Annotated in this window: 19 protein-coding genes; 13 read left to right on the forward strand and 6 right to left on the reverse strand. The window is 48.2% G+C overall.

All coding sequences use genetic code 11. The features are described from left to right. Positions 1–4: 4 nt before the first annotated feature. Genes porG through IEY24_RS28385 form a run of 3 tightly spaced genes read left to right on the forward strand, consistent with a single transcriptional unit; the run spans position 5 to position 2,147 of the window. The gene (porG, locus tag IEY24_RS28375; RefSeq protein WP_229223312.1) at positions 5–682 is read left to right on the forward strand and encodes a type IX secretion system protein PorG; all 678 of its coding nucleotides are present in this window, start codon (positions 5–7) and stop codon (positions 680–682) included. Positions 683–685: 3 nt separating this feature from the next. Then, positions 686–1,228 (forward strand): DUF2911 domain-containing protein, encoded by a 543-nt coding sequence (locus IEY24_RS28380; RefSeq protein WP_188938660.1) that lies wholly within the window; start codon positions 686–688, stop codon positions 1,226–1,228. A 25-nt stretch (positions 1,229–1,253) separates the two neighbouring features. Continuing rightward, the gene (locus IEY24_RS28385; RefSeq protein ID WP_188938661.1) at positions 1,254–2,147 is read left to right on the forward strand and encodes a S1 family peptidase; all 894 of its coding nucleotides are present in this window, start codon (positions 1,254–1,256) and stop codon (positions 2,145–2,147) included. A gap of 12 nt (positions 2,148–2,159) precedes the next feature. Here IEY24_RS28385 and IEY24_RS28390 read toward each other — a convergent pair whose 3' ends face one another. Further along, complete coding sequence (locus tag IEY24_RS28390; protein WP_188938662.1) at positions 2,160–2,855, reverse strand: YjjG family noncanonical pyrimidine nucleotidase; 696 nt, start codon at positions 2,853–2,855, stop codon at positions 2,160–2,162. Between the two features lie 383 nt (positions 2,856–3,238). Between IEY24_RS28390 and IEY24_RS28395 the strand changes: the two genes are divergently transcribed. From IEY24_RS28395 to IEY24_RS28415, 5 genes are all read left to right on the forward strand, one after another. Further along, a complete protein-coding gene (locus IEY24_RS28395) occupies positions 3,239–3,838 on the forward strand; it encodes an RNA polymerase sigma factor (RefSeq protein ID WP_015813074.1) in 600 nt (199 codons plus the stop codon). Then, positions 3,813–4,061 carry a hypothetical protein gene (locus IEY24_RS28400; RefSeq protein WP_188938663.1) on the forward strand — a complete coding sequence of 83 codons (249 nt, stop codon included), beginning with the start codon at positions 3,813–3,815 and terminating at the stop codon, positions 4,059–4,061. Before IEY24_RS28395 ends, IEY24_RS28400 begins: the two co-directional genes overlap by 26 nt. Before the next feature lie 156 nt (positions 4,062–4,217). Continuing rightward, positions 4,218–4,880 (forward strand): endonuclease III, encoded by a 663-nt coding sequence (gene nth, locus IEY24_RS28405; protein WP_188938664.1) that lies wholly within the window; start codon positions 4,218–4,220, stop codon positions 4,878–4,880. 76 nt (positions 4,881–4,956) lie between these two features. Then, complete coding sequence (locus IEY24_RS28410) at positions 4,957–5,817, forward strand: FKBP-type peptidyl-prolyl cis-trans isomerase (protein ID WP_229223313.1); 861 nt, start codon at positions 4,957–4,959, stop codon at positions 5,815–5,817. A gap of 95 nt (positions 5,818–5,912) precedes the next feature. Then, positions 5,913–6,929 carry a hypothetical protein gene (locus IEY24_RS28415; protein WP_188938665.1) on the forward strand — a complete coding sequence of 339 codons (1,017 nt, stop codon included), beginning with the start codon at positions 5,913–5,915 and terminating at the stop codon, positions 6,927–6,929. Positions 6,930–6,972: 43 nt separating this feature from the next. Here the strand turns inward: IEY24_RS28415 and IEY24_RS28420 are convergent, their stop codons facing one another. From IEY24_RS28420 to IEY24_RS28435, 4 genes are read right to left on the reverse strand one after another with little or no spacing between them, the layout of a single operon-like run. Next, on the reverse strand, positions 6,973–8,103 hold the full coding sequence (locus tag IEY24_RS28420; RefSeq protein ID WP_188938666.1) for an aminotransferase class I/II-fold pyridoxal phosphate-dependent enzyme: 1,131 nt from the start codon (positions 8,101–8,103) through the stop codon (positions 6,973–6,975). A 13-nt stretch (positions 8,104–8,116) separates the two neighbouring features. Next, complete coding sequence (locus tag IEY24_RS28425; protein WP_188938667.1) at positions 8,117–8,707, reverse strand: acetyltransferase; 591 nt, start codon at positions 8,705–8,707, stop codon at positions 8,117–8,119. Further along, positions 8,701–9,279, reverse strand: a complete 579-nt coding sequence (locus IEY24_RS28430) for a sugar transferase (RefSeq protein WP_188938668.1) — start codon at positions 9,277–9,279, stop codon at positions 8,701–8,703. The genes IEY24_RS28425 and IEY24_RS28430 overlap by 7 nt, the downstream gene beginning before the upstream one ends. A gap of 4 nt (positions 9,280–9,283) precedes the next feature. Beyond that, positions 9,284–11,698, reverse strand: a complete 2,415-nt coding sequence (locus IEY24_RS28435; protein ID WP_188938669.1) for an alpha-ketoacid dehydrogenase subunit alpha/beta — start codon at positions 11,696–11,698, stop codon at positions 9,284–9,286. A gap of 207 nt (positions 11,699–11,905) precedes the next feature. Here IEY24_RS28435 and IEY24_RS28440 point away from each other — a divergent pair, with 207 nt between their 5' ends. After that, the gene (locus IEY24_RS28440; protein WP_188938670.1) at positions 11,906–12,301 is read left to right on the forward strand and encodes a DUF1573 domain-containing protein; all 396 of its coding nucleotides are present in this window, start codon (positions 11,906–11,908) and stop codon (positions 12,299–12,301) included. A 69-nt stretch (positions 12,302–12,370) separates the two neighbouring features. Here IEY24_RS28440 and IEY24_RS28445 read toward each other — a convergent pair whose 3' ends face one another. Next, positions 12,371–15,283 (reverse strand): putative LPS assembly protein LptD, encoded by a 2,913-nt coding sequence (locus tag IEY24_RS28445; protein WP_188938671.1) that lies wholly within the window; start codon positions 15,281–15,283, stop codon positions 12,371–12,373. 75 nt (positions 15,284–15,358) lie between these two features. On the opposite strand from IEY24_RS28445, the gene IEY24_RS28450 reads away from it, so the two are divergent. From IEY24_RS28450 to IEY24_RS28465, 4 genes are all read left to right on the forward strand, one after another. After that, on the forward strand, positions 15,359–16,156 hold the full coding sequence (locus tag IEY24_RS28450) for an N-acetylmuramoyl-L-alanine amidase family protein (RefSeq protein ID WP_188938672.1): 798 nt from the start codon (positions 15,359–15,361) through the stop codon (positions 16,154–16,156). Positions 16,157–16,260: 104 nt separating this feature from the next. After that, complete coding sequence (locus tag IEY24_RS28455) at positions 16,261–17,226, forward strand: MlaD family protein (RefSeq protein ID WP_188938673.1); 966 nt, start codon at positions 16,261–16,263, stop codon at positions 17,224–17,226. Positions 17,227–17,332: 106 nt separating this feature from the next. Beyond that, positions 17,333–18,946, forward strand: a complete 1,614-nt coding sequence (locus tag IEY24_RS28460) for an acyl-CoA carboxylase subunit beta (RefSeq protein ID WP_188938674.1) — start codon at positions 17,333–17,335, stop codon at positions 18,944–18,946. A gap of 24 nt (positions 18,947–18,970) precedes the next feature. Continuing rightward, a complete protein-coding gene (locus IEY24_RS28465) occupies positions 18,971–19,855 on the forward strand; it encodes an NAD(P)-dependent oxidoreductase (RefSeq protein WP_188938675.1) in 885 nt (294 codons plus the stop codon). Positions 19,856–19,918 lie beyond the last annotated feature (63 nt).

Raw genomic sequence — 19,918 nt, forward strand, 5'->3', positions numbered from 1 at the left:
ACATTTGAACAAACAATACTTGCCGGCCATGGTGCTTGCAGGTATTTGTTTTTTTCTGGCCGTCGCACAGGCGCGCGCGCAGCGGATCGAGATCGGTGCGGGTGTAGGCGGTTTCAATTACCGGGGAGATATTTCGCCGACTTTTCGTTTCCGCTTTTTCAAACCAGCTGGTAGCCTCTTTTTCCGTTTCAATCCGAACCAGGCCTTGTCGCTTCGTGCCGAAGTTGCGGGAGGACTCATTGGCGCCGACGACAAACATAGCGACGACCCTTTCCAGCAGGTCAGGAATATGTCATTTCGAACCACGATATTCGAAGGAAGTGCCGTGGCAGAATATAACTTCCTGAATTTCCAGGATCGCCGTTTTGCAGTCAATTGGAGCCCTTACGTATTTGGTGGGCTCGGTTTCAACAAATTTAACCCCAACATTCAAACAGGCTCCTACAAAACCTCCGGGCTTGTGCTGCCTTATGGCGTGGGCATCAAATATCAGATCCGCCGCCCATGGAACATCGGGCTGGAATACGGCACGCGGAAAACCTTTACGGATTATCTCGACAACCTCGGGGGCGATCCCACATCCACGGACAAATTTCAACAGGGCGATCCTTCCGTAAAAGACACCTACTTTTACGTCCGTCTTTCGGTGAGCTACACCTTCTACAAAATCTTCTGTCCCTGATTTATGAAAAGAATTCTACTGATAGTCTTTACCTTGATCATCGTTGCGTTTGCAGGCTTTTGGGGAGTTAGAAAATACACCAAGTCATTCAGTCCCGAGGCAATAGCAGAAACCACCCTGAATGGAGTCAAACTCAAAATCTCTTATGGCCAGCCAAGTAAAAAAGGCCGCATGATTTTCGGCAGGGAGCAGGACAAAGCACTATTACCCTACGGAAAAGTATGGCGCACCGGCGCCAATGAGGCAACGATTCTCGAATTAGAGGAAGATGTAATAATGGGCGGCAAACCGGTTAAGGCCGGTACTTATTCCCTTTTTTCAGTGCCCGGACAGAGCAGCTGGAAAATTATCCTCAACTCCGAAACCGGGCAATGGGGCACGGAATACAACGATGGCAAGAATGTCATGAGTGTTGAAGTGCCGATTCGGATCCGTCCTTCGGTTCAGGAAGTGTTCCAAATTTATTTTGAAAAAATCCCCAATGGCGTCAATATGGTCCTGAGCTGGGACCAGACAGAGGCACTCGTTCCCTTTACCCACCCTTAGTTCGATATGGCTGCGGCCAGTTTTTATGTTTGTTGATGCTATTGAAAAAATAGATCAGTTTACCCGTCCGGTTCACTTTATCGTCCGATATTACGCAGGGAGCGACATTGTTCCCGGTACAGCTACATTGTTTTTTGTTAATGAAGATGGCTTCGCGGTTACGTGCAGGCATGTTGCGAGGCAAATACTGTATGCCAACAGCATTTACGAAAACTACCTCAAATTCAAAGGAGAGCTTCGCAAATTCGAGAAAGATCCCGGCCTCGCCACACAGCGGAATTTGCTGGAAACAAAATACAAGATCACGCCGGATAGCCCCATCCGCATACTTTTCAACTTTATTAATTGCGTATCGGCCTATAAGGGCCTCACGGTCCATTTGCATCCTACGCAGGACCTCGCGATTGTACAGTTCCGGCAGTACGAATCCAAGCAATACCAGTCCCACGCCCGATTTCTCAAAGATTCCAGAATGGTGAAGCAGGGCCGCTACTTGTGCCGGCTGGGCTATCCATTCCCCGAATTCACCAATTACCGGTACAACAAGCATACTGCGGATATTGAATGGACCACGGAAGGGAAGATTAAGACACCCAGTTTCCCGATCGACGGCATCATTACCCGCCATATCGGCGACAACAGTGAGATAGTAGGTATCGAAATGAGCACACCGGGACTACGTGGCCAGAGCGGCGGTCCGCTCTTTGATCAGAACGGCGTTATTTACGGAATGCAGAGCTCCACCCGGCACCTGCATCTTGGGTTCGACCAGGTCAACCGCGAAGTAACCATCGACGGGCATCGAAAAAGGGTTTCCAATTACCCGTTCCTGAACGTCGGGCAATGCGTGCATGTCGACGTGATCAAGCAGTTTTTAAAGGAAAAGCATATCCGCTATTATGAAGCCGAGCCTGCGTAAAGACCGCCATCATCACAACACAAGCAAAAGCTCTTCCAGTCTTCTGATATTATAGGTTGGTTCCTCGCCAAACTGCAACCCGGCCGGATTGAGGTACACCGTATCCATACCCACCTGTTTTGCACCAAGAATATCCGCGACCCAGTTATCACCTACCATCAGGCTTTCCTCCGCTGTTGTTTGCGCCAATTCCAATGCAAATTCAAAAATGCGGCGGTCGGGCTTTTTGGCACTGGCCGTTTCAAATGTTACTACGTGATCGAAAAAGTGGCCGATTTCTGAACTGGCTATTTTCCTCGCCTGGATTTCATTAAAACCGTTGGTGATAATGTGCATTCCGTAGCCTGCCGCGGAAACGTAATTCAATAGATCGAGCGCGCCTTCCAGCAGATGCTTCTTTGTCGGCAGCGAAGTGAGGTATAGCTCTCCGATCTCCGTATGTTCGGGTGGGCATTCGGCCCCCAATTCCTCGAAAACCATCCTGAACCGGTTCTCACGTATATAGCTATGGTGCAACTGCCCCCTGTCGAACGCATCCCACAATGCTGTATTGATTTTAAGAAAAGAACACACAAATGCCTCTAATGACGGGATCCCGTAGCGGGCAAGCTGATGCTGGTGGAAAATCTCTTCCAGGGATTCGGACGAATTTCTTTCAAAATCCCAAAGTGTGTGGTCCAAATCGAAGAAGATATGCCTGTATTTCATATCTGGTAAAAATTCAATTTTTATAAGAAAAGTGAAATTACGACGCGCTAATGAAAAAAGTAGGGATCTGCACACTAAAATCAATCTTCTTCGACATGCGTATCGTATATTATGTATTAAGTACTATTATTTATTCTAATATGAATACACGCCGGTAGCAACGAACACAACGCATCTAAAACATGCACAACTTGTTAACATCTGTTAACGGGAAATAATTTTTCTGCAAAAAGAAAGTCAAACATTTGCAAATGATTTTCCAAATCTATTTCTTTGATTCGTATAATTCGAAATGCCGAAAAGTCACATCTAATTTTTCACCAAACCAGAAAGGAGAAACAATATCGACGAACTGCTCTACGTTAACTAAATCGAATAGTAAAATGGAGAAAGTCCAAGTTAGCGACAGTGAGTTGGTAACATTGTATATCCGGGGCAATGAGAAGGCTTTCGAGAAGCTTGTTCAGCGCCATAAGTCGAGAATATACACCACTATTTATTTGATTGTCAAGGACCAATATGTAGCCGAAGACCTATTACAGGATACATTTATTAAAGCTGTTGACACGATAAAAGGTGGGAGATATAACGACGAAGGGAAGTTCCTTCCATGGATTATACGAATCGCACACAACCTCGCCATTGATTATTTCAGACGCGATAAACGCTACCCCAATGTAGTGTTCGAAGATGGGAGCAGTGTTTTCAACACGCTGGATTTTTCGGAAGATTCCGTTGAGTCGATCCAGATTCGTCAGGAAACACATGAGCAGCTGCGGGAGATGATCCAGCGGTTGCCTGACGTACAGAAGCAAGTCCTGATCATGCGCCACTATGAGGACATGAGTTTTCAGGAAATTGCGGATGCCACGGGTGTGAGTATTAATACGGCATTGGGGAGAATGCGTTACGCGTTGATAAACCTGCGTAAGCAATTTAACCAACGTGCCCCACAGTATGACAAAAACCTTTACCTACGATGATGTTGTAAGGTATTTATATGCCGAAACAACTGAGAATGAAAATGAACAGATTGTTGAGGCGCTCGCACTTGACGACAACTTGATGAACTTTTATCTCGATTCCCTGGAAATCCAGAATCAGATGAATAAAATCACACGGACTCCTTCCGAAAAGGTGATTTCAGAAGTTTTCAGATATTCGCGACAATTCTCTTCTAAAAGATCTGCTGCACTCCTTTACTAGGGCGAGTCGGCAGGTTTTTTTGTTTCCAGCTATCGGTCCGGTGGCTGGAAGTTGTCATTACTTTAAAGATTTGGACCGGTAATCAGGCCATCGACTGCCGGTTCTGCAAGATTTCTGTGTCGGATACTCAACCCTTCGCAGAACCATGATAGTATTATGTTAAAAAAAGAACGTTATAAGCATTTCCTGGACTATTTCACCCAGAATTTCCCGGAGCCCGAAACCGAGCTGCATTATTCCAACCCGTACGAGCTGCTGGTAGCTGTGATCCTGTCGGCGCAATGCACCGACAAGCGCGTGAACATCGTCACACCGAAGCTTTTCGAGCGTTTTCCGGATCCTGAGTCGCTTGCCGCTTCCAATGCGGAGGAAGTCTTTACCTATATCAGATCCATTTCCTACCCCAACAATAAGGCGAAGCATTTAGTAGGCATGGCAAGGATGCTGGTGGAGCAGTTCCACTCAGAGGTGCCGTCGACGGTTGAAGAGTTACAAAAAATGCCCGGCGTAGGTCGTAAAACAGCCAATGTGATTGCTTCTGTGATTTTCAGTATGCCGGCAATGGCGGTCGATACACATGTTTTTAGAGTATCGCGCCGACTAGGACTGGTGCCGCTTACGGCAAAGACACCATTGGCTGTGGAAAAGGAGCTCGTAAGCCATATTCCAAAGCATCTGATTCACAAAGCCCATCACTGGCTGATCCTCCACGGACGCTACGTGTGTACCGCACGCAACCCGCAATGCTTCCAGTGCCCGCTGTCACCATTTTGCAAATACTTTGAAAAAAATGTAAAAATCGATGTTTTTCACTCGTGATTACAACCAATCTCTATCTCACAGCGTCTACCCTGAAACTAAAACAGTCCCCATTAATTACTTAGAAAGGAAAGAAATGAAGCGTATTAATCTGGTATGGTGTATACTACTGGCAACGATGATCGGCTTGGCGTCTTGTATGAAAGACAACAACAAGGACGAAGAGAAAATTACGGAAAATGAAGCAGAAATTGAGGCTTTTATAAAGGCTGACAGCCAGGGCAGCTCAGCGGCAAGAGACAGTACCGGACTCTACTATATCATCCGGAAATCCAATCCTTCCGGTTCATATGCCAAAACAGGCGACGCGGCTACGGTCAAACTGAACGGCTACCTTCTTAACGGCACAAAAGTCCTGTCGATTGAAAAAGATTCTTCTGTTAGTTTTCCTGTGCTGGGGTATTCCACAGGCGTGCCAGGGCTTGAACGCGCCATTTTTCTTCTGAAAACAGGGGAGAAGGCGACATTTCTGCTCCCATATTATCTTGCATTCGGTAATATTGATCGTGTAAATATTCCGGCCTATTCTGTCGTTAGGCTCGAACTGGAATTCATTAAAACGCGAACAGAAAAACAACAGATAGATGATTTTCTTAAAATCAAGCAATTCCCTGTTTCTGAGCGCACCAGCGACGGCCTCGTCATCGTTCGGACCAACACCGTAACCGGTGACACACTGGGTGTCGGCAAATCGGTGACGGTAAAATATGTTGGTAAATTCCTGGATGACAAGAAGTTTGGCGAGGGAAGTTTTAATCACACAACCGGAACCAGCGGAACCATTCCAGGATTCGACAGGGCTATTCGCAAAATGAGAAAAACTGAAAAGGCGATCGTTATATTCCCGTCTCCTCTGGGCTACAAAGACCTTGGAAGTTCTGATGGCGTAATTCCAAGGTATTCACCACTTCAATTTGAAATCGAAATACTTCCATAGAACTACTTTGATTTCTTAAAATACAATTAATTTGAGTTTCATAAAAATAGCGTTATGTTTGTAACCGATAGTTTACTAAACATAACGCTATTTTTATGAAAAAACTCTTATTGTGTATTATTTGCGCTTTCGCATTATCGTGCGAAAAGCCAACTAATGAACCTGCCACAAATCCCTCGGGCAGTGTCGGGATGGAAATCAAAGAGGGGATCGCTATATTCAGCGACATGGAAACATTTCTTTCAGCCTCCGAAAAAATCGGCGCGCTAAACAGTAAAGATTATGATAGATGGAGCAAGGATAATAAGTTCTTCTCACGCTACACCGAGTACCAGGGGGAAATAGAAAAAAAGACGCTATCTGAAAGTGATCTTCGTCCCGGAGGGTCGCTCATTAAAGATGAAGAGGGTGGCTATTTGCATTTGAACAGTGTGAACTCCAACTACGCTCGCATCACAAATAAAGACGGGCTCGTTATCGTTGGCGGAAGCACCTACCAGTTTACTTATAAAGAGATTAAAAAGATTGACGGAACTTCTCAATCCGCAATAGCCTCTCTACTTAATAGTAAGACCAAAGCCGAATATGAAGCCAATGGAATTACCGCAAGTGAGGTGAAGATAGTAAGTACAACTGCGCCGAACGCCAGGACATCGGACGAGAGTGTTGTCATTGAAAGGAAAACACAGCAGGGCAATGATATAGGGGGTGATCTATTCTGGAAATGGTATGTAGAGGCAACTCTGGAAATCAGAGGTTATTCCATTCCTGGCTGTGCTATTTGCCCTACCCCAACCCCAGGCGGGTATATTTATCGGTATACTGCGGTCGTTGATCTGGTGTATTTTGCAAATGGACTTCTCCAGAAGGACAAAGAAATTCCTGAGCGCTATGAATTAGCATGGTCGTTTGTTCGTCATCGCCCACCGCTAGTTGAAAACCAAGGCGAAACTATCACCGGAAGTTATATCGAAAGCGGCATCAGGACAATTTCGAAAACGATATCTGATGGTGGAAAGATTTTGAGTTATGACATTGAAGCGAAAGCCTTGGACGACAGGTTTAACGGAACTTTGAAAACATCCAGCACGCGGCTCATAAGAACCCAATAGTCGAAATGGCTTGTCGTAACGTCGGCGCTGACTCAGTTTATGGTCAGCGCCGATGCTCTATAACAGAGAGTAATTTTGCAATAATAGTGCACATTTCTGGCTCACTCAAATTTGAACCTGACGGCAGACAAATCCCGTGCTCAAACAACCTTTCCGAAACGCTACCTTCAAACCGGGGTAGCGTTTTGTATATCTTCTGGCAATGCATCGGTTTCCAGATAGGACGCGATTCGATGCCTTGCTCCAAAAGTGCATTTTGTATTTGAAAAGGACCTGCCTCGTGGCCTTCAATGATTACGGCCGTTATCCACCGGTTCGAAACTATGGCGGCGAACTCCTTCTGAAAACTAATGCCTGGAATTCGTCTCAAAGCAGTTTGGTAGAACTGAAAATTAGCTCTCCGCTGAAACACCCTTTCATCGATAACCTCCAATTGCCCTCGTCCGATCCCCGCGCATACATTACTCATTCGATAATTATATCCCACTTCGCGATGCTCGTAGTGCCTCACCGGCTCGCGGGCCTGTGTAGCCAGAAAGCGTGCTCTTTCGATGTATAGAGGGTTGTCCGATAACATCGCACCGCCACCCGAAGTGGTGATGATTTTGTTTCCATTGAATGACAAAATCCCGATATCCCCGAGAGTACCCGCTTTCCGGCCTCGATATTCAGAACCCAAAGCCTCCGCCGCATCTTCAATCAAAGGAATATCATGTTTTCTACATAAATACAAAATCTCGTCAAGCATAGCAGGCATGCCGTACAAATGCACAATTATCACTGCTTTGGGCTTTTTACCTGCATTTAAATAGTGCTTGATCGATTCTTCTAATGCATCGGGGCACATATTCCAGGTTACCGGCTCGCTATCTATAAAAACCGGCTTCGCGCCCACGTACACAATCGGATTGGCGGTGGCCACGAATGTCAGTGACTGGCAAAGGACAATATCGCCCTCTTGAACTCCCAATGCCAACAAGGCAAGGTGCAACGCCGCTGTTCCCGACGATACTGCCAACGCATGTCTGCTACCGGTATAGCGGCATAGCTCTTCCTCAAAAGCATCGATATTAGGCCCGACGGGCGCTACCCAGTTGCTGTCAAAAGCCTCCTGAATGTATTTCATTTCACGCCCGCTCATATGCGGGGGCGACAGGTAGATTTTGTACTTCATAGTGTGTTTTGTTTCAATCAATGTTTCTGGCAGGGTTTCCCGCCACCTTCGCATAATCGGGTACGTTGCGGGTCACCACTGAACCTGCACCGATTATACATTCCTTACCGATACTAACGCCCGGAAGTACCACGCTTCCTGCACCCACGAGCGAGCACTCGCCTACCCGCACGCCGCCGCATATTGTGGCGCCTGGGCCTATGTGTGCGAAATTGCCAAGAATGCATTCATGATCGACGATAGCGGCGGTATTGATGATCACATGATCGCCAATGCGACCACCCGCCTGCACGACTGTATTATGGACAATTACAACGCCTGTGCCAACGCGTACGGAACGATCGACAAGTGCCGTAGGGTGAATCGCTAACCCGAATGAATGGACGACCTTCTCTGCGACTTGCCTGCGCGCCTGGTTCCCGCCGATAGCGATAATCAGCTTTTCAATGGGCATGATCAATGGGTCGTAACCGTGTAAAATGCATTGATCGGGCCATATTACGTTTTGCCAATCGTCGTCAAACAGGCCAACAACCCGCTCTTCGCATGCCGAAAGGATGCTCGCTACCACTTTCGCATGCCCGCCTGCTCCGTATATCAGCATATTCCATTTCCTCTAAACGGCTGAGCATCAACACCGGGACCAGCAGATTTACCAGGCAACAGCAAGTTCGCAATTGTCACGACCATGATTCGCAGATCAAGTGCCAGCGAAAGGTTATTCACATAGTGCAGGTCGTGTTCGAACTTTTCCTCCCAGCCAAGCCTGTTCCGACCATTAATCTGTGCCAGGCCGGTCATTCCTGGCCTTACATTATGCCGCAAATGCTGCCAGGCATTATACAAAGGCAGGTATTCTGCCAACAAGGGGCGCGGTCCTACAATGCTCATTTCGCCACGCAGCACGTTCCAGAATTGCGGCAATTCGTCGAGCGAAGACTTTCGCAGCAATATCCCGAACCAGGAAATTCGCTGGCAGCCTTCATGCATTGTCCTGAATTTCAAGATCATAAAAAGCCGCTCATTGAGTCCCGGCCTCTCTTGTACAAAGAACGGATTACCTCCGAAGTGCATCCACAACAGCGGCGGCAGAACAATAAAAAACGGCAACGAGGTAATCAACCCCATTGCCGCTAGTAAAATGTCTAAAATTCTTTTTCCTTTTGAACGGTACATTAGATCATGCGTTAAAGAGCTCCGGATATTTATCTGGGGCTGCTTCTCGCATGATGTTGTAAACAGTTTCAAAAATGTCGTCCATATTAGGCTTCGAGAAATAATCGCCGTCGGAGCCATAAGGTGGGCGGTGATCTTTTGCAGCAATGGTTACCGGAGCCGAATCGAGCCAGCGGTAAGCCTGCTGTTTTTCCAAAACCTGCTGCATCATAAAACCCGATGCACTTCCGGGCAAATCCTCGTCGGCGAAAATAACCCGGTTCGTCTTTTTAATGGACTCCACTATCCTGTTGTCGACATCGAAGGGCAGGAGCGTCTGCACGTCGATGACTTCGACTTCAATTCCTGAATGCTGCAATTGAGAAGCGGCCTCCATTACTATACGACACATTGAGCCATAAGTAACAATAGTGAGGTCATTTCCTTCTCTTAAAATTTCAGGCTGCCCCAGTGGAATGTAATATTCACCCACATTGTCAGGCAAAATTTCTTTCTGACGGTACGAATTCAGCGGTTCTACGATCAATGCAGGATCATCGCCTTTCATTAATGTATTATAAAAACCTGCTGCCTGGGTGAAGTTCCGTGGAACTATCACGTGCAAGCCACGCAAACTGCTGAGCATTGTGCCCATCGGCGAGCCCGAATGCCAGATACCTTCGAGACGATGTCCGCGTGTACGGATGATCAGCGGGGCCCGCTGGCCGCCGGCTGTCCTGTACCGGAGCGACGCCAGGTCGTCGGTAAGCGTGGCCAATGCATAATAGATGTAGTCAAAATACTGGATTTCCACGATCGGCCGTAAGCCGCGCATGGCCATTCCTATGCCCTGTCCGATGATTGTCGTTTCGCGGATACCGGTGTCGGTTATGCGGACTTCGCCGTATTTCTCCTGCAAGCCGGCAAAACCCTGGTTCACGTCGCCGATAAAACCAATGTCTTCCCCTAGCGCCACTACGCGCGGGTCTTTTTCAAAAAGCGCATCGAAATAGGTCCGTATTACTTCGCGACCGTCGACCAGCGGGCTATTGTCCGAAAATACGGGACTGACCGGCTCTACCAGCATCGGCGAATACACCGTTTCGCTGTACAAATGGGTATTGAAACGCTCCTTATTAGCCTTTAAGTTATCTCGCAAAAACTGCTGTAAAGTATGTTTTTGAGCATTTTCTTCTCTTCCAATAATCCTCAAAACCTTACGCACAGCCGCGATCATATCCCTGCGAACCGGCAAATAGGTCTTCTGCAATTCGAGGATCGCATTATTTATTTCTCCCGAAAAAGCACTCGCGCCGGCCACTGCCTGCAAAAGCTGGATTGTTTCATGGTATTCTGCATCGAGCTCTTTCCGGAAAGCCTGCCAGGCCGCATTACGCTCGTTAAGGGCTCTTTCCTTCGATTCCCGCTCGATTTCTTCAAGCTCGTCGTCGGACGCATACCCGTTCTTTAAGATCCAATCGCGGAAATGCACATTACAATCATGCTCGCGCTCCCAAAGCAACCGTTGCTTCGACTTGTAGCGCTCATGCGAGCCCGAAGTGGAATGCCCCTGAGGTTGAGTCAGTTCAGTAACGTGCACCAGCACCGGTACATGTTTTTCACGGCTGATCTTGGCGGCCCGTTGATACGTTTCAACCAAGGCTGGATAATCCCAGCCATTCACGGTCATGATTTCGATACCGTCGCCGTCCTCATTACGCTGCAATCCCGCCAGGGCCTTGGAAATACTGCCTTTCGTGGTTTGATATTCAATAGGAACCGAAATTCCATAGCCATCGTCCCACACCGAAACGATGAGGGGTACCTGCAACACACCAGCCGCATTCATAGCTTCCCAAAACATTCCCTGAGAGGTGGAAGCATCACCGATGGTCGCAAATACTACCTCGTTTCCCTCGTGGGAAAACGTGGTCATATCATGCAGGTCGGGATTCTCGCGGTATAATTTGGAAGCATATCCGAGCCCCAATGCGCGCGGGATCTGACCGGCGGTGGAGGAAATATCACAAACGGAATTGTACAATTTGGTCTGATCAAGCCATTCGCCATTTTCGTCCAGCCAACGCGTCGAGAAATGGCCGTTCATGGACCGGCCACCAGTATTTGGCTCATGTTCGAGATCGGCGTGGGCATACATTTGGGCAAAAAATTGCTGCCAGGAAAGGTTCCCGACAGCCGCTTCGATGGTCTGATCCCGATAATATCCGGAACGATAATCTCCTGGTTGAAAAACTTTGGAAAGTGCAATCTGCGCTACTTCTTTACCATCTCCAAAAATTCCGAATTTAGAACGGCCGCCCATTGTATCCTTCCTCCCCAGCAAACTTACCTGACGACTTTCGCATGCCAAGCGGTAATCACCGATAATATCTTCCTTACTCAAAACACTGGAACCGGTCAAACTATCATTTTGAAGCATAAGCAAAAATCACGGGTTTTAATCCGTAAGTTAAATTACGTTTTTTTGAATGCAAGCCAAAATTATGCAGGAAAATAATAACCCCGGCATCGGAACGCCTACTTTTAGACCATTGTTAATATTGGTTAATGATTATTATATTTAACTTTTTAAGCGTTAATCTTGTTTAACCGTAAGTTTTTCACCACTTAAAGTATAGTTACAACTATGAAAGTATTCTTTTCAGCGCTGGTTTTAATCCTCGGGCTGACCACCGTAAGTTTTGCACAGAAAGGTGTTCTGAAATTCAAAGAAGAAACACACAAATTCGGTAAAGTACCACAAGGCACTCCTGTAACACATGAATTTGTATTTACCAACACTGGTACCGATCCCGTAATTCTTTCTAACGTAACCGTTTCATGTGGATGTACTACACCTGTATGGTCGAAAGATCCTGTACTTCCGGGTAAAACAGGTTCAGTAAAAGCTACTTTCAACGCTGCTGCGGCAGGTTCTTTCAACAAGCCTGTAACCGTTTTCAGCAACACCGAGGGTGGTTCAATTACCCTTTACCTGAACGGAGAAGTGGTTCCAAAGGCAGCCAAGCCTGCTTCGAAATAAGCATTATCCGCAAGCATTGCAGTGGCCGTTCCAGTGGGACGGCCATTTTTGTTTAGCACAAATCACTGATTAATAAGCTGATCTGTCGTAGAACGACCGGCGGCGTGTCACTTTCAGGTCTTGCAGGATTGCCGACTTCACTTTCAATGTGAAGTTGTAATTGCTCACACGCGCTGCGCTGCCTGCGAACGGTGTCCAGTTGAAGCTCATATCCCAGCAATGCAGGTCGCGCATGAGGCCCAGCTGCGTGATGGTAGGTTCGAATGCGACGAAGTCGAAGCCGGTACTGAGGGTCAGTTTCAGGTTTTTGGACAAACTCAGATCACCCGTTGCCTGAATGGCCTGGATAATCTGCGCTTTCGACAAGCCAGGTTTCGTAAGCCCAAAGTTGTAGTTCAGGGACACATTCCAGGGGATATTGAAATCTACGTACAAGTCGGGGTTTTGCGCGATAAACTCCTTGGCCTCCTGCTTGGCAGCCGCATTAGGATCGTTCGGATTGGTTGTCTGCGGGGTCTTGGCGTTGGAAGTGCTGCTTTTCGGAGAGAAGCTCGTCCCCAACGTAAAGCCAAGGCTTTGCAAATTGGCAATGCCCTGACCTTGCGTAATCGCATACTTGTTGATCTTCGTCCCCATCTGGTTTCCGATAATATTAGGATTAGCCTTATAAGCGTAAGGATCGAGGTTCATGTTGAAGTTCAGGTTCAGATTCCGCCCGATTCGCGCGTTGGCATTGATGGTAATGTTGGACAAATTCAATGAATCGGCCAGCAGGTTATAGCTTCCACCTAAGCTCAGGTTATCGAGCAGCGAAACCTTCTCGAACTGCTGTGCGGCGGTATCGCTCTTGCTTTTGAGTTTCATCTCAAAAGAGTTGTTCAAGCTGAACGAAATAACGCTCGACGCCCGCCCGTTGCCCACGCCCGATCCTACCCCGCGGAACTTGGACAGCGAAAGATCCCGCACATTACCCTTCTTATCTGTTACCTGTATCCTTTCATAAAAACCAAATGCATCGCCGGTAAAATCAGGTGTATAGGTAAATGAAACCGAAGGAATTACCGTATGCCGGATCGCTTCCAGCCGCTTTCCCCCAAAGAAGAATGTTCCATAAAAGCGCGTGTTCATTCCTGCGCCGAAATTATACGAATACTCCGTTCCTACCTTTCTCAGCGTATCGATACGAATCGAATCCCGGCCCGTTTGGGTATAGCGGTATTGTTTGGTAAACACTTCACCCGACAGCGACATACTCGGCGTGATATTCACGAAACGCAACACCTTGAAGTTAGGCAGGGAGATTGGAAGGCTGTACCGGCCTGTGAACTGCGCATCTTTAAGCATTTCAGGCAGGTTGCTCAGGTTGAATGCCACAACTTTGGTTTTGTTGAGCCGGGTGGTATCGATCTTCGCGTCGGCTATTACAAAGCCGAGACTGCTGTATGATGTGTCAATGGCCGTCAATGCATTGGCCAGGGCATAATTACCATTAAAGTCGAGGCCCAGACGGAAGCTTTCATACCAACGTCCGCGGCCGCCTTTCAATGCGAATGGGGCGATCTGGTTCACGCCGAAGCTGAAATCGGTCGAAACGTTGGTCTTACCACCTACACGCTTCCCGTTCTGCTTCGGATCAACCTGCCCGAAGTTCTGGTTCACGCGCAACGATCCCGCAGCACGCATGTACTGTCCGAATGTGCGGTTGTATTGTACCGAAGAACTCGCAACGTTAGATGTATATTTATTTACATTGGCTTCCTGCTGCTGGTTATACGTGTTACTGCTGACATTCACGTTCGCAGAAAACGTCGAATTTCCTCTCGCCTTGGGCGCATGCGACCATACGATGCTGAAATCGTTGGTATTACCGCGCTTGAACAACTTGTCGAGTTCATCGCTGGATTTGTTTTTATTGAAGCGCAACGACAGGTTCCCCGAATACTGGTAGCGTTTGATATATGTTGATGTAACACCAAGTCCCCAGCTCCCATTGGAGTAGATCTGACCCGTCAGGATCGCATTCACATACTCGCTGATGGCAAAATAATAACCGCCGTCGCGCAGGTAGAAACCCCGTCCGTTTGGCTCCTCGCCATAAGTAGGGATGATGATGCCGCTCGTACCGTTCTCTTTCTTTTTTGGAAAAGGGAAAAAACCGAAAGGCAATGCGATCGGTAATGGGACGTCGCTGATAACCAGGTTGAAAGGCCCGGAAATCACCTGCTTCTTGTTCACCATTTTGATCTTCGGCGCATTGATGTAATAATGGGGGTGCGTGAGGTTACAGGTCGTATAAATGGAATGCCGGATATAGAAATTGCCCTCCGTATCCTTTTTTACCTTTTCACCCCGGATATTACCATCGCCTTCCTGAGTCACGATGCCCTGGATCAGCGCCTTTTTAGACTTGAAGTTGTAGCGGATTTCTTTCGTATTATAAGTCTCGGGACCGTCCTGAAAAATCGGTTCACCGGCCATTTTTTTGGCCGTTGAATCATACGTGCCAATGGCATAGACCTCGTTTGTGACCCAGTTGAGACGGATGTAGTTTGCTTTCAGATTGATGGTACCGTACGTCACTTCCGCATTTCCGTACAAATGTACCTGCTTCAAAACCGCATCCATGATCGTCGAGTCCTCGGACGTATATAGGACTGCATTTTCGAGATCATCGGGATTTTTAAGAGAATCAGCGGCCGTAGAATCGGCCAATGCACTGTTAGCGAGGGTACTATCTGCATTTACACCACCTCTCGGCACGGACGCACCTGATTTGCCGGCGCGGGAAGTATCCGCACCTGCTTGCTTTTGCACTGTAAGAAGGGAATCCGCTGATTGCTTTGCAGAAGTCGAACTTTTAAGCTTACCCTGATTTTTCCCGGAACCCTTGGAGCGTTGCTGCACACATGCCACAGTGCTGAACAGAAGAAACGCCGCAACTACCGACGATATAATAATCGCCTTTCTTTTCAGTTCTAACAATTAGCGTATTTTTGCATAACGAATTTCAAAATTAGCAGAGAAACCCCTTTCCCGTAAGGTCGCAACTAAAAAATAATGTTAAAACTTCTTAAATTAGTAATTGTAGCAAGTTTTTTGCTGGCGAGCGTCGCCTTTGTTTTCCAGCAAGAACCGGTTACTGTGAAATCGGGGAGCAAGGTTAATACAGTCGTAATCGACGCCGGCCACGGCGGCAAAGATCCGGGTACCAGGGGCAAATATACGAAGGAGAAAGACGTAGCACTGGCTGTTGCCTTGGAGCTTGGTAAGAAGATCAAAGAGGAAACGCCGGATGTAAAGGTACTCTACACACGCTCTACCGACGTTTTCATCGAACTCGGTGAACGTTCCGCCTTCGCCAACCGCAACAATGCCGACCTTTTTATTTCCATCCATTGCAATGCGACGCCGCGTTCCAGGAGCGTAAGAGGCACGGAAACCTTCGTGATGGGTTTGCACAAAACCGAAGGTAACCTCGAAGTAGCGAAACGCGAGAACTCGGTAATCTTGCAGGAGACCAACTATAAGCAGAAATACAAAGGCTTCGACCCCGATTCGCCCCTGGCGCACATCATGCTCGCCAACTACCAAAGCGCATTTATTTCCAGCAGCTTACGCCTGGCCGATCTGATAGAAAAGAAATTTCAATCCATCTCGGAGCGCGACAGCCGGGGCGTAAAACAAGCGGGATTCCTCGTTCTCTGGCGTTGCGCGATGCCGAGCGTGCTCATCGAAACAGGCTTCCTGTCGTCCCCCGACGAAGAAGAATACCTGAGCTCCGAAGCCGGACAGGAGGAAGTGGCCAAATGTATTCACTCGGCATTTATGGCATATAAAAAAGATATGGACCGCTAACTCAACGGTCACATATTGCTTTGATTTGTCAAAACAATTTTTGATACTTTGGTGTTAACACCGCTTAGCCTGCCTCTGCTGCATGCAGGAAAAACAATTAGTCCATGAAAATATCAAGAGAAGCAAAAGTCGGATTTATGGCACTTTTAGCCATTGTCATGTTGTATTTCGGCTTTCACATCCTCAAAGGCTCCGACGTTTTTTCCAGAACATATAAATACCATATTGTTTACGACAATATCGACGGTCTGACGGCCTCGAACCCGGTTTTGCTCAATGGTTTGAATGTCGGCCGCGTGCAGGAAATCAAGTTGCTCCAAAACCGCGGAAACCATTTGCTCGTAACCATTGACGTGCAAAAAGGCATTGTAGTCCCTCAGGGAACAGGCGCGGTACTCGCCGATGGCGGCTTGCTCGGCGGCAAGGTGATCCACCTCGCGATGGGTACGGGCGCACCGATGAAAGACGGCGATACCCTGATAGCGAAAAAAGAATCCGGTATTTCCGCTGTTTTGCAGGAAAAAGCATTGCCCCTCGTTTCGCACGCCGATTCACTCATTAAAAACCTCGACCTGGTAGTAGGAGGCTTCCAGGAAACCGGTTTGATCCTCAACCAGGTCTTGAAAAACTATAACCAGACGGGTACCAGCCTGCAAGGCCTCCTGGCCGAAAACCGCGCAAACCTGCTGGCCATGACTTCAAACCTGAATAAACTTACAACCTCGCTCGTAGAAACTGAAAAGGAACTGAAACCTTTGCTTGCCAAAACCGGCAGCCTCGCTGATTCCCTGAATGCATTGCGCCTGGGCGAGACAGTAACAAGTGCTCGAAAAACCATTGAAGAGCTGCATACATTGCTCGCAAGCGTTGAATCCGGCAAAGGGACCGCCGGGAAACTTATCAAGGACGAGACATTATACAACAACCTCAACCGTACGATGATCAGCATGAACAAGCTGCTTACCAACTTCCGTGAGCAGCCGAAGCGTTACGTCCACGTTTCTGTTTTTGGCAAAAAGGACAAAGGGCCTTCCGAATCGCCGCTCGACACCGCCACTACGGTCAAATAGGGTCTGACATTTTTCAAATAAATATGAAAGTCGTTTGCTTACCGGTAAACGACTTTTTACATTTGAAATAAGCCCATTTCAATTACTCACACCATTCTTCATCATCATGACCAGCCAGGAAAGCCTACCACACCTTATCGAAATCCTGAACCAGAAATACGAGCAGGTAAAGCTCGGCGGGGGCAAGAAAAAAATTGAAGCACAACACCAGAAAGGCAAACTTACTGCCAGGGAAAGGATCGATTACCTGACCGACACAGGTTCTGATTTTCTTGAAATAGGTGCATTCGTCGGTGACGGGATGTATGAAGAAGAAGGCGGCTGTCCGTCGGGCGGCGTGGTAGCAGGTATCGGCTACGTTTCCGGGAAGCAATGCGTGATCGTCGCGAACGATGCCACCGTGAAAGCCGGTGCCTGGTTCCCGATCGCGGCCAAGAAAAACCTTCGTGCCCAGGAAATCGCTATGGAAAACCGGTTGCCGGTGATATACCTGGTCGACAGTGCGGGCGTGTTCCTTCCCATGCAGGCGGAAGTATTTGCAGATAAGGAGCATTTCGGCCGCATTTTCAGGAACAATGCCCAGATGTCCGCGATGGGGATTGTGCAGATTTCGGCCATTATGGGAGCTTGCGTGGCAGGTGGGGCATATTTACCAATCATGTCGGATGAAGCATTCATTGTGGAAGGCACCGGTTCGGTGTTTCTGGCCGGGCCTTACCTCGTCAAATCGTCCATCGGAGAAGATATCGATGCCGAATCGCTTGGCGGAGCCTCAATGCATTGCGAAATCTCCGGTGTGACCGACAACAAATTTCCTGATGACAAGTCCTGCCTCGATGCGATTAAAAGGCATATTGATAAAATTGGCAGACCACTATCCGCCGGTTTCGACCGGAAGCCCGCGCAACAACCCGCCAGGCAGCCGGAGGAAATCTACAACCTCCTCCCAACCGACAGACTGAAACCCTACGACGTACTGCCTATTCTGGAATGCATTGTGGATAACTCGGAGCTGGATGAATACAAACCCGACTATGGTAAAACCCTCATATGCGCATACGCGCGTGTGGACGGCTGGGCGGTAGGCATTGTTGCCAACCAGCGCAAAATGGTCAAGTCGGGCAAGGGGGAAATGCAAATGGGCGGTGTTATCTACGCCGAATCAGCCGACAAGGCAGCCCGGTTTATTATGAACTGCAACCAAAAGAAAATCCCGCTCGTATTTTTTCACGATGTCACCGGTTTCATGGTAGGCAGCCGGGCCGAACAGGGCGGAATCATCAAAGATGGCGCCAAAATGGTGAATGCAGTTGCCAATTCGGTGGTACCAAAGTTTACGTTCATTGTCGGAAATTCTTACGGTGCCGGCAACTATGCCATGTGCGGCAAAGCTTATGATCCGAGATTGATATTTGCATGGCCGACGGCGCAAATGGCAGTGATGAGCGGTGCTACCGCGGCACGAACTTTGCTGCAAGTGCAAACTGCAACACTGAAAGCCAAAGGCCAAACGATCACGCCCGAGGCAGAAAAAGACTTATTAAAACAAGTCACAGACCGCTACAACGAAGAATTATCCCCCTACTACGCCGCTGCGCGCCTTTGGGTCGATGGTATCATCGATCCCGTGGAAACGCGGGGCATTATCTCGGCCGGCATTAGGGCCGCCGACCAGGCACCCATTGAGAAACCATTCAATGTGGGTGTCATTCAAGTTTGATTTTCACTATCCAAACCCATTATTATGTCTGAAAAAATAGCGTTTCTCGGTCTCGGGAACCTTGGTACTCCTATCGCTGAAAGCCTGCTCGAGGCCGGTTATGAACTGGTTGTTTGGAACCGCACGGCCTCCAAAGCAGAACCTTTGATCAAACTGGGCGCCACAGTTGTGGAAGATCCGATAGAGGCCATTACAACAGGCGGGCTGGTATTCTCGGTACTCGCCGACGATGCGGCTGTCGAAGAACTGTTTTCGATGGAGCTCGTCGAAAAGCTAGGGAAAGACGGTGTACACATTTCCATGAGCACCATTTCACCGGAAACCTCCCGCCAGCTTGCGCAGGTGCACGACTGGTACGGCGCACATTATGTGGCCGCGCCCATATTCGCCCGCCCGGAAGCCGTACGTGCGAAAGTGGGAAACATCTGTCTTTCCGGCAATGCAGCTGCAAAAGAGCGCATTAAGCCTATTGTGCAGAGTTTCGTAAAAGGCGTGTTCGATTTCGGAGATGATCCGGGAGCCGCCAACGTGATCAAGCTCGCAGGTAACTTCATGATCGCGTGCAGCCTTGAAATGATGGGCGAAGCATTCACAATGGCCGAAAAGAATGGCATTTCCCGCCAAAGCATTTACGAGATGCTGACATCGACCTTGTTCGCGGCACCTATTTTTCAGAATTACGGAAAGATCGTCGCACAGCATGCGTATGAGCCCGTCGCATTCCGCTTTCCGCTTGGTTTAAAAGACATTAACCTGACACTCCAAACCGCTTCGGACGTAAATGCGCCCATGCCTTTTGCCGATATCATTAAAAACCGCTTCATTTCGGGCCTCGCCAAAGGCCGCGAAAACCTCGACTGGGGCGCTTTGGCGCTGGGAGCTTCCGACGATGCCGGTTTGACCAAGTAGCATTAAAAATGCCGGTCCCGCGTGTCCCTGACAAAGAGCACGCGAGATCGGCTAGATTTCGTA

The organism is Dyadobacter endophyticus, assembly GCF_014641595.1.
GTDB lineage: Bacteria > Bacteroidota > Bacteroidia > Cytophagales > Spirosomataceae > Dyadobacter > Dyadobacter endophyticus.

Bases quoted from the DNA above. Each gene is read 5' to 3' on its own strand.
- IEY24_RS28455 (WP_188938673.1), top strand. From the start codon at position 16,261: ATGAAAATATCAAGAGAAGCAAAAGTCGGATTTATGGCACTTTTAGCC.
- IEY24_RS28465 (WP_188938675.1), top strand. From the start codon at position 18,971: ATGTCTGAAAAAATAGCGTTTCTCGGTCTCGGGAACCTTGGTACTCCT.
- IEY24_RS28380 (WP_188938660.1), top strand. From the start codon at position 686: ATGAAAAGAATTCTACTGATAGTCTTTACCTTGATCATCGTTGCGTTT.
- IEY24_RS28425 (WP_188938667.1), bottom strand. From the start codon at position 8,707: ATGCTGATATACGGAGCAGGCGGGCATGCGAAAGTGGTAGCGAGCATC.
- IEY24_RS28410 (WP_229223313.1), top strand. From the start codon at position 4,957: ATGAAGCGTATTAATCTGGTATGGTGTATACTACTGGCAACGATGATC.
- IEY24_RS28435 (WP_188938669.1), bottom strand. From the start codon at position 11,698: ATGCTTCAAAATGATAGTTTGACCGGTTCCAGTGTTTTGAGTAAGGAA.
- IEY24_RS28390 (WP_188938662.1), bottom strand. From the start codon at position 2,855: ATGAAATACAGGCATATCTTCTTCGATTTGGACCACACACTTTGGGAT.
- IEY24_RS28400 (WP_188938663.1), top strand. From the start codon at position 3,813: ATGACAAAAACCTTTACCTACGATGATGTTGTAAGGTATTTATATGCC.
- IEY24_RS28440 (WP_188938670.1), top strand. From the start codon at position 11,906: ATGAAAGTATTCTTTTCAGCGCTGGTTTTAATCCTCGGGCTGACCACC.
- IEY24_RS28450 (WP_188938672.1), top strand. From the start codon at position 15,359: ATGTTAAAACTTCTTAAATTAGTAATTGTAGCAAGTTTTTTGCTGGCG.
- IEY24_RS28460 (WP_188938674.1), top strand. From the start codon at position 17,333: ATGACCAGCCAGGAAAGCCTACCACACCTTATCGAAATCCTGAACCAG.
- IEY24_RS28385 (WP_188938661.1), top strand. From the start codon at position 1,254: ATGTTTGTTGATGCTATTGAAAAAATAGATCAGTTTACCCGTCCGGTT.
- IEY24_RS28395 (WP_015813074.1), top strand. From the start codon at position 3,239: ATGGAGAAAGTCCAAGTTAGCGACAGTGAGTTGGTAACATTGTATATC.
- IEY24_RS28430 (WP_188938668.1), bottom strand. From the start codon at position 9,279: ATGTACCGTTCAAAAGGAAAAAGAATTTTAGACATTTTACTAGCGGCA.
- IEY24_RS28420 (WP_188938666.1), bottom strand. From the start codon at position 8,103: ATGAAGTACAAAATCTACCTGTCGCCCCCGCATATGAGCGGGCGTGAA.
- nth (WP_188938664.1), top strand. From the start codon at position 4,218: ATGTTAAAAAAAGAACGTTATAAGCATTTCCTGGACTATTTCACCCAG.
- IEY24_RS28415 (WP_188938665.1), top strand. From the start codon at position 5,913: ATGAAAAAACTCTTATTGTGTATTATTTGCGCTTTCGCATTATCGTGC.